The sequence below is a fragment of the Protofrankia sp. CiP1_Cm_nod3 genome, assembly GCF_982290655.1.
Genome location: NZ_CEVIVD010000018.1, coordinates 47,711 through 56,129 on the forward strand (window position 1 = coordinate 47,711; position 8,419 = coordinate 56,129).

Below are 8,419 nucleotides of genomic sequence, written 5' to 3' on the forward strand. Positions count from 1 at the left end.
CCCTGGCCTTCCTGGGCGTCGCGGACGCCACCGGGGGGACGAACCGGGAGCGTGGGATCAGGCCACCGGCGGCGAGAGCGTCCACGGCCCGCTGCTCGTTGTCGTCCCAGTCGACGACACCGCCGGCGGGCTCCAGCAGAACACGCACCACGCAGTCCCCACACGCGGCCCCGCGCACCACGCAGGTGCCACAGTCGATCAGCATCGTCTCCGCCTCCCCGGCCGGAACCGGCCGCCTCGAGCCGACCCGAACGGTCATGACATGACCGCCACGGGTGACGCGATCGCGTCGGGACCCACCGTAGGCACCAGGTCCGACAACTTTTCCGCCCCGACACCCCCAGCGGTCCACCGGACAGCGCGACGACCAGACCGAAAGCATGAATCAGGAATGATGCCGAGGCCGCCAGAGGAAGGATGCCGGGACCAGCAGGAGAACCCAGCACAGCCCGGACGAAGAACGAGACCTGGCCACCCAGCCCCTGACCCCACCAGAAAGCCCAGGCTTGACGCCGCTACAGCCGAGCAAGGTCGATCTTGACGGGGAAAGGCGCGACGGCGTCAACGACACCCGTGAAGACCTCATCGTCACGGTATGCCCTGGTCGCCGGATCGATGACGTAGGTGCGGACGACCGGGACGCCCGCGGGGGGCTGCTCGACCCGCCAGTAGTACGAGATCCCGGCCCGTGCGTACTGCTCGGCCTTGACGACCCGGTCGGTCGTCTCCGAGCCCGGTGAGACGACCTCGACGACAAGCAGGATGTGCTCGGAACGGGCCGGCATGATGTCGATCGTGTCGGCGCGGTACACGACGACGTCCGGGCGCCGGTTCGTCAGCGGCACCTCCTGTAGCCGAACATCGAAGCCGAAATCCGCGTTCCAGCCCGGCCCGGCAGCTGCCTCCAGCGCGACCGCAAGAATCTTGACCAGCCGGTTGTGGCGCTTGGACGCACGAGGGCTCACGACGACCGTCCCGTCCACGATCTCGATGCCCGCGCACTGCTCCTCGGACCAGGAGTCGTACTGCTCCACCGTGATCTGCTGGTGCATCCAGGCGGGAGCAATCATCTCCGTGGCGATGGCACACCTCCTCCAGGCGACCCGACGGCCTGATCCTCCCGAGCCAGCGTAACGCCGCCGTCCCGGGTAGCCGGACCGGTCCTCAACGATCATTGCCCACGGATGGAACGATCTCGGACACGCTCTTCGTCCGCCACTAACGATCTCGATGGCGTATCGCAGGCACTGTAGGTAAAATGCAGGCATGACTGCGATCACTATCCGCGACGTCTCCGAGTCCACCCTCGAAGCGTTGAAAATCAAGGCAGCGAAGGGGGGACGCAGCCTACAGACGTACCTGCTCGACCTGGTCACGCGCGACGCACGGACGCCGTCCCTGGCGGACATGATGACCCGCCTCGACCGCGAGACACGGTCCGACGTCAGCACCTCGGACATCCTTGCCGCGATCGACGACGGCAGGCAACGCCGTTGAGCGATGTAGCGGCCGTGATCGACTGTTCGGCGCTGGTACGGACGCTGACAGACCAGGGTGCGGGTGGAGCCGCCGTACGCCGCCGGCTCGCCAGCCTCGAGTCGCTCGCGGCACCTGGCCTGCTCGACTACGAAGTGGTCTCGGCGCTGTTCGGGATGCTTCGAGGCAACAAGATCACCGAACGAGAGACGACGAAGGCCGTCGCCGATTACCAGATACTGCCGCTCGTGCGGCACGAGACACTGATCCTCTGGCGGCGGGTCCGCGAACTGCATCACAACCTCAGCGCGTACGACGCGCAGTACGTGGCCCTCGCCGAGGCGCTGGGACTTCCCCTGATCACCAGCGACGCCCGCATCGCGCGCAGCGGCGCGGCCACATGCGCTGTCGAGCTCTTCGCCTGACGTTGCGTCAGAACGGTCATCAGGCTGTGCGTGGACTGCCGCGTGCCGTCAGCAGGCGCTCGCCGAAGGCCGTCGCCTGAAGTACCACCCGGCCTCAGCCGAGGAGGCTGGCGAGCATGGGCGCCGGGACGGCCCTGACCGGGTGGTCGAGGTCGAGGATGGATTTGGTGGCGAGGATGCCGTGGCCGTACCTGGCGTCGATGCGGCGGGCTTCGGCGCGCCAGCCGGTGTCGATCCACTTGGATTCGATGGGGGTGGTCGCCATGGGGCCGGCGGTGCCGGGGATACGGACAGGGCTGAGGTCGATCTCGCCACCGGAGCCGGTGCGGGCATAGCCGATGGTGTCGTCGGCGATCCAGCGTCCTTCGTCGTGCTGGTCGACGGCACGGGCGAGGGCGACGGCGAGGGCCATCTCGCTCAGTGCGGGGAACTCCGGGCGGGGCAGGCCGGGGCTGGTCAGTGCCGGCAGCCAGGCGAGGAGCGGGTCGGTGAGATACAGCTTGTGCCGGGTCCCGGCGACGGCCCGGCCGTCGTCGGTGCGCTGGCGGCAGCGCAGGGCGGCGTGTGAGTTGACCAGGCGGATGATGCGGCGTTCGAACAGGTCGCGGTTGGGGTAGCCGAGTTCGGCGGCGGTGGCGGTGAGGTTCAGCGGGCTGGTCATGCGCGCGGCGATTCCGGTGAGCAGGAGCGGGACGGAGTCGGTGGACGCCTCTGGATCGACGTCCGCGCGCAGCCAGGCGAGCAGGTCGCGCAGGTAGGTGGGGCTGACGGCGCCGGCGCGGTGGTGCTCGGCGACCGCGCGGGGGAAACCGCCGCAGGTCAGGTAGTCCTGCCAGGCGAGGTCGAAGTCGTCGACGCTGAACGCGAGGGCGGACAGCGCGCCGGCCGCCGATGTGCTGTCGAGCTCACCGGGATGGCTGACCGGTGGGAGAGGCAGCCGGGGGTGGGTGGCGGTGAGGTAGTCACGGAAACCCATCGGGAGGAGCTGGCGGATGCGGTGCCCGGCCCCGGAACCGGCCCGGCCGCGCAGGACGCGGTTGGCGCGAGCCCACGCCGTCGGGTCCGTACCGGCTGCCGCGCTTGCCCACCACGGGTTCGCATCGGCGAGGACGCGGCGCAGCTCGTCGTCTCGCATGGACCGCGGCTACCTGCCGGCACCACAGAAGGTAGGGGTTTTCGCCCTTGTCTCACCACAGAAGGTAGGGGGTTCTGCTAGATGGCACACCACAGAAGTGGGGAGGTAGACACGACTTTCCGTAGCCGGAACTGTCGAAGGCTGGCATAGAGGACCTCGTCGAACAGACTCGAGACCACGGCGATGCCCAGCTCGACGAACTGGGCCTTGTCCGCTTCGCCGCCGCGTGGCCGCTCGGATCACCAGACAGGAACCGCTGGTGGTGGCGACAAGACCGCGAACGGCACCTGGGCGCCACCCATGCGGCCACGAATCCGCCAGACGCGGCACAGTTAACAAAATAACTACCGGAAGACAATGGACGACACCCTGTGCGATGTGCGCCGCTGGCGCGCCTACGGGCCGGTAGGCACCCTGGGTGCTTTCAGGTGATCTACGGCCGCGTTGCGCTGACGCCTGCGGTATTCGAGCAGGTCGTCGAGCCGGACCTCGCGGTGGCGGCTCGGTTTCTCGAACGGAATGACGCCGCTCTCCAACAGCCGGACCAGCGTGGTGCGCGAGATGCCCAGCAGGTCTGCCGCCTCCTGAGCGGACAGCGTCAGGCTGGGTCAGACCAACACGGGCAGGTCTGTTGACAGCCTGTTCCCACCACGCGTGCGCCCGCGAGTGCTGCGGGAAGCCTGAGATGACCGTGCAAAGCAGCAGATTGACGTCGAGGACGATCACGAGGCTGCCGCACATTATCCATGATCTACTCGTCCTCCAGTTCGTCGGCGAGCCGGTTGAAACCAGACGGATCGAATCCCGGCCGTACAGCCGACTCGTGCGGTGTCAGACGGTATGGCTCCTGTCTGGCATCGGGCGGCGCCAAGGCGCGCCACAACGCGTCGTTGACGATCTGCTTCATGGGGCGACGCTCGCGGTGGACAGCCTCCTCGATCAGCCGGGCGACGTCATCATCGATGGTCAAGGTGGTCCGCATACAAGACATCATGCTTGCCAACCAAGGACCCGGTGAACGCGACAGACTCGTTTGAAATCGTCGGGCGACACAAGAAGATCTGCACGGCACGCCTCAACCGGCGTGGTAGATGCGGAAGCTGTCATCACGTGCTCGACTTTCACACTTTCCTTGATCGCTGCTGGCTGTCGGCGAAGGCGCATTGATTGCACTCATCGAGTTGGGTGGATGTTTCCGCCAGTGGCACGGCTCGATGTCGATGTCGATGTCGATGTCGTCGAACGTACGTTCCGTGAACCTGGCGAGACCACGCCCCCGGCGAATCCCGTGGCCACCGCTGTCGCCTACGCCGCGGAACGAGGGGTGACGCGAACGTCGAGGTCAGCGTCGAGAGCCTCGGCCAGCCGCCCCAGCACGGGGAGTGCGGGTACCGTCCCGCCGGCCTCGAACCGGGCCACCGCCGACTGGGTCATACCTGCCGTCCGAGCCAGCTCAGCCTGGCTCCAGGCACGCCGCAGGCGCAGCTCCCGCACCGCTCGGCCCAGCTCGAACGCCAGCCTGGCCGCCTGGTACGCCTCCCGCGCGCCCGGCTCGCCCATCCGCCGTTCCCTCAGCTCCGCCCAGTCCGCCCGCTCAGCCACCGCCGTCCTCTGAAGTTGACCGGCATGCCGGCCGAGACCGGACAGCTTGACCGCCGGACGCGCGAACCGTCACCTGTCCCAGGTCGGCAACGGTTACCGGCCTTTGTGCCACGCTACCGGTCGTTGGCGTCAGGTCAGGCGGTACTCCCGATCGCCGAAGTCAGCGACGATGCGGAGCTTGCCGCCGAGGGCACTGACGTAGGCACGCAGGGTAGAGATGGTGACGCTGTCGAGTTCGCCCCGTTCGAGGGCGGAGACGCGCGGCTGGGAGACCCCCATCGCGGCGGCGAGGTCGGACTGGGTGCGGTCCTGCTCGGCACGGACCTGGGCGAGATGCCACGCCCGGATGTGATCTTCGGCGACCTCACGTGCCCGGGTCATGTCGGCGTCGTCGAGGCCGAGTTCAGCGAGCAGTTCGCCGGTGTCCTCGTAGGTGTGCCAGCCGGCGGCGGTTCGTCCGCTCATCGTCGATCAGCCTCCCTCTTCCAGCGCTACCAGATGTTCGGCGTGGCGTGCCTCGGCGAGCGGGACCGCCACCTCGTACCACCCCTGCCGGTTGCCGGACTTGTCTCCGACGGGGAACGCTGTCTCCGATCTACTGCCAGCGCCGACGCCTACCGGCCGCTAAGATCCCGAACGGCCCGTAGGGTGGTAAACGGTGCGCCGTCCCCTTCCGCCCTGCTGAGTGATCATTCCGCGCTCGCGCAGGCCGCGGAGGATCTTGCGCACATACTGCGCGGTTACATCGAGCTCGGCGGCCAGGTCGTTGGCGGTCTCGATGCCGTTGTTGACGGCATCGAGGACCCGCTGTTCGACGTGGGTGAGCACCGGCCGTGCCTGAGCCTGAGCCTGAGCCTGATGAAGGACCACGGTGAATCGGATGCCGTTGTCAACGTAGTGCGCCGGCGGGAGGCCCTGGGTGGCGAGTGCCTCCGTGACCGCGGGGATGCCGGTCGCGAGGGCCTCGATAACCCGCGCTCCGGTACTCGGGGACCGCACATACTGGCAGATATCGACGAGGCGTGCGTTGCGCGCTGAGGTCACATAGTCGCGGCCCAGCCGGTCAACGGTGATTCCATACAGCCCCCCGGGGTTCGACACGACGAGGCGGTGGTGTGCCGGACGCTGAGTGGGGACGCTGGGCCCCGGCATGTCGAGAGCATGCGAGCCCGGTTGGAACGGCTGGTGGAACGGGGTGTTCTCACCGAGCCCGATACCGGCTTGTTCGTCCTGCCCCAGCCCGCTCCACCGACCACCCCAAAGATCAACTCAAGCTGAGGCTCGGCGACAACGAGTAGAACGCCCCCTAAAAGGCTGAATGTCAGGAGAGAGTGCCGCGTGGTGCGATCCACGCGTGCGGCTGCCCGGTGGTGGCCGCGATGTGCTCGAAGTCGGCGTCGTAGTGCAGGATGACCGCACGATGATGTTCGGCCACCGCGGCGGTAAGCAGATCGATCACTCCAGCGGCACGGTGGTGGCCCCGGGCGGCCATCCGGACCTGGACATCACGTGCCCGCTCGGCGACAGCCTCGCTGATCGGCAGCGTCACGTAGAGAGTCCTGCGTCGCTCGGCGATCGTACGTACATCGATGAGGTCACGGCCGGAGTAGCCGGCCTCCAGGTCGACAGTCACACAGGTGGCCGCGGCCCGGTCGGCGATGAGCCCGGCGATGACGTTGCGGACCGCCGGGTGGCCGGTCCGCGCGTGTGCCGACGTGTCGATCAGATAGAGCTGGCCGGAACCGACCGGGAGGGTCACCGACGAGCCTGCCGCATGATCTCCGGATCCGCGATGTCCGGACCGACCCCGAGGGCATACGGGTCGTCAAGCAACTGCTCGATGCGGCGGCGGCGGTTGGCCACAAACGCGAGCGCGGCGTTGACGGTGTCCTTCTTCGTCGTGGTGCCCAGCTCTTTGGCAGCCAGCACCAGCATGGCATCGTCCAGATCGATCATCGTTTTCATATATCCGATCGTATAGCACGAGCAATACGATCAACAATACTGGATCGCTATGACGATCATGACTTACGACGTCTCTGGCGGTCAGGAGCGGTCGAGGCGGGCCAGGAGGGCGGCGGAGGGGACCGGGCGCGCGCCCGAGCGGCGGCTGGTGTCGGCCACCTCGCGGTCCGAGGTGACGACGACGACGGGACGTCCCACCGGCTCGGCCCGCACCAGGCGGACGATCTCCTCGTCGGCCAGCTGGCCGGAGCGGCTGAAGAGCACCCGCACCCCGCGGGGCGCCGCCACCCCGACCGGCCTGGCGGTGACCGCGGTCGCGTCGAACACGACCGTGATCTCGCTCTCGGGCGCGCGGCCGGCCAGCGCGCCGAGCCCGGACAGCAGCCGGGCGCGCTGCGCCTGCAACGTCAACGAACCGTACCCACGCTTGGTGACGTTGTAACCGTCCACGATGACGTGCACGCCGGGGACCACGTCCCCGGCGAATCCCGTGGCCACCGCTGTCGCCTACGCCGCGGAGCGCGGGGTGACGCGAACGTCGAGGTCAGCGTCGAGAGCCTCGGCCAGCCGACCCAGCACGGGGAGTGTGGGTACTGTCCCGCCGGCCTCGAACCGGGCCACCGCCGACTGGGTCATGCCTGCCGTCCGAGCCAGCTCAGCCTGGCTCCAGACACGCCGCAGGCGCAGCTCCCGCACCGCCCGGCCCAGCTCGAACGCCAGCCTGGCCGCCTGGTACGCCTCCCGCGCGCCCGGCTCGCCCATCCGCCGTTCCCTCAGCTCCGCCCAGTCCGCCCGCTCAGCCATCGCCGTCCTCCTCGCCCCCGCCCACCGTGCGTGACTCGGCCAGGCAGCGCGCCAGCACACGCCTCGCCCGAGACACCTCGGCGGCCTCCCGCATCCGCGTCCTGGCGAACAGCTACATCCGTCCCCAGCGATGGCACGACGAGTTATCCGCATCGCCGTCTCCGATCGCGGAGTCGGTCGCGCCACGTCGTCAGCCTACGTGCGCTTGCCGTACCGGCATCTCCCCGCGGAGCGTTATCCCGTCTGTTGACGTTCCTGAGGATTGCATCTCGTCCTTGTTCAGCCGCCAGGGCCTCTTCCCGCCGCCCCAGATCAGCCAGCCGCAGTGACAGGTTGTTCAGCGACGTGGCCAGGTTGGGCAGGAAGGCGTCGGGATCGGCGACGGCACATTCCCGAAAAAGATCAACAGCGCGATTGGTGATCTTTACGGCGAGACCGTCGAGGATCAGACTGCGCTCCGGGGGCACACTCACCAGCAGCCGAACATGATCGACGGTGAGGTGGGGCGCCACATCGGCGACGGCGTCGAGCAGCACCGACGGGTCATCGACCTGCCGCGCCACCACCAGCGCCGCGGCACCGAGCAGGCCGGGGTGAGCGCGCACAAGCCGGTGTACCTCGCCGGCAGCGCGCGGCTGATGGGCCCGGGCGCGCATGAGCACGGTCAGCGCCTGGACAGCCTGCCCGGGCGAGGCATCGGCCAGCAGCGTGCCCGCCAGGTCCGGACGGTCCGCGGCGAGATCAACCGCGACCAGGTGTTCCCCGAGCCGGTCGGGTGTCAACCCCGCCCAGTACGCCGCACCCACCCCGTCGCCGGTGTCGGGCGGATGCAGCTCATGCAGCCAGGACGCCACCGCGAGCCGGCGATCAGGATCGCCGCGGATCCCGGCGAGCAGCGGAACCCGCCCGATCGTGGCGACCGCTTCCGCCGCGTCCGCGGCCCCGCACAACGTCGAGGTGAGCACGGACGAACGCAACGTGGCCGGCTCGTAGCGCAGGCCACGGGTCCGGG

Annotated in this window: 13 protein-coding genes and 2 pseudogenes; 2 read left to right on the forward strand and 13 right to left on the reverse strand. The window is 68.5% G+C overall.

What is annotated here, in order from left to right; all coding sequences use genetic code 11:
• Together AC5LUJ_RS06175 and AC5LUJ_RS06180 are read right to left on the reverse strand one after the other, a co-directional pair.
• Positions 1-205, reverse strand: a 205-nt coding sequence (locus AC5LUJ_RS06175; RefSeq protein WP_493464601.1) for a hypothetical protein, incomplete at its 3' end; no start/stop codon positions are given.
• 310 nt (positions 206-515) lie between these two features.
• Complete coding sequence (locus AC5LUJ_RS06180) at positions 516-1,070, reverse strand: Uma2 family endonuclease (RefSeq protein ID WP_493464602.1); 555 nt, start codon at positions 1,068-1,070, stop codon at positions 516-518.
• A 196-nt stretch (positions 1,071-1,266) separates the two neighbouring features.
• Here AC5LUJ_RS06180 and AC5LUJ_RS06185 point away from each other — a divergent pair, with 196 nt between their 5' ends.
• Together AC5LUJ_RS06185 and AC5LUJ_RS06190 are read left to right on the forward strand one after the other, a co-directional pair.
• Entirely contained in the window at positions 1,267-1,497 is a 231-nt protein-coding gene (locus tag AC5LUJ_RS06185) for a FitA-like ribbon-helix-helix domain-containing protein (protein ID WP_250291996.1), read from the forward strand.
• Positions 1,494-1,901, forward strand: coding sequence for a type II toxin-antitoxin system VapC family toxin (locus AC5LUJ_RS06190; RefSeq protein ID WP_250281657.1), 408 nt, complete (start codon positions 1,494-1,496; stop codon positions 1,899-1,901). Before AC5LUJ_RS06185 ends, AC5LUJ_RS06190 begins: the two co-directional genes overlap by 4 nt.
• 94 nt (positions 1,902-1,995) lie before the next feature.
• On the opposite strand, the gene AC5LUJ_RS06195 is transcribed toward AC5LUJ_RS06190, so the two are convergent.
• The 11 genes and pseudogenes from AC5LUJ_RS06195 to AC5LUJ_RS06245 all read right to left on the reverse strand — a co-directional run.
• A complete protein-coding gene (locus AC5LUJ_RS06195; protein ID WP_493464603.1) occupies positions 1,996-3,036 on the reverse strand; it encodes an ATP-binding protein in 1,041 nt (346 codons plus the stop codon).
• A 395-nt stretch (positions 3,037-3,431) separates the two neighbouring features.
• Positions 3,432-3,638 carry a helix-turn-helix domain-containing protein gene (locus AC5LUJ_RS06200; RefSeq protein ID WP_445548469.1) on the reverse strand — a complete coding sequence of 69 codons (207 nt, stop codon included), beginning with the start codon at positions 3,636-3,638 and terminating at the stop codon, positions 3,432-3,434.
• Positions 3,639-3,787: 149 nt separating this feature from the next.
• The gene (locus tag AC5LUJ_RS06205) at positions 3,788-4,006 is read right to left on the reverse strand and encodes a hypothetical protein (protein ID WP_493464604.1); all 219 of its coding nucleotides are present in this window, start codon (positions 4,004-4,006) and stop codon (positions 3,788-3,790) included.
• 335 nt (positions 4,007-4,341) lie between these two features.
• Positions 4,342-4,638 (reverse strand): helix-turn-helix domain-containing protein, encoded by a 297-nt coding sequence (locus AC5LUJ_RS06210; RefSeq protein ID WP_250281663.1) that lies wholly within the window; start codon positions 4,636-4,638, stop codon positions 4,342-4,344.
• A 129-nt stretch (positions 4,639-4,767) separates the two neighbouring features.
• Positions 4,768-5,103: an XRE family transcriptional regulator gene (locus AC5LUJ_RS06215; RefSeq protein WP_493464605.1), complete on the reverse strand. Its 336-nt coding sequence runs from the start codon at positions 5,101-5,103 to the stop codon at positions 4,768-4,770.
• Positions 5,104-5,262: 159 nt separating this feature from the next.
• A complete protein-coding gene (locus tag AC5LUJ_RS06220; RefSeq protein ID WP_493464606.1) occupies positions 5,263-5,739 on the reverse strand; it encodes an ATP-binding protein in 477 nt (158 codons plus the stop codon).
• Positions 5,740-5,959: 220 nt separating this feature from the next.
• Positions 5,960-6,397: a PIN domain-containing protein gene (locus AC5LUJ_RS06225; protein ID WP_250292004.1), complete on the reverse strand. Its 438-nt coding sequence runs from the start codon at positions 6,395-6,397 to the stop codon at positions 5,960-5,962.
• Positions 6,394-6,603 carry a type II toxin-antitoxin system VapB family antitoxin gene (locus tag AC5LUJ_RS06230; protein WP_250281671.1) on the reverse strand — a complete coding sequence of 70 codons (210 nt, stop codon included), beginning with the start codon at positions 6,601-6,603 and terminating at the stop codon, positions 6,394-6,396. Before AC5LUJ_RS06230 ends, AC5LUJ_RS06225 begins: the two co-directional genes overlap by 4 nt.
• 81 nt (positions 6,604-6,684) lie before the next feature.
• Positions 6,685-7,074: pseudogene (locus AC5LUJ_RS06235) on the reverse strand (NYN domain-containing protein); the annotation flags it as partial.
• 36 nt (positions 7,075-7,110) lie between these two features.
• On the reverse strand, positions 7,111-7,407 hold the full coding sequence (locus AC5LUJ_RS06240; RefSeq protein WP_250292008.1) for a helix-turn-helix domain-containing protein: 297 nt from the start codon (positions 7,405-7,407) through the stop codon (positions 7,111-7,113).
• Positions 7,408-7,550: 143 nt separating this feature from the next.
• Positions 7,551-8,419: pseudogene (locus AC5LUJ_RS06245) on the reverse strand (hypothetical protein); the annotation flags it as partial.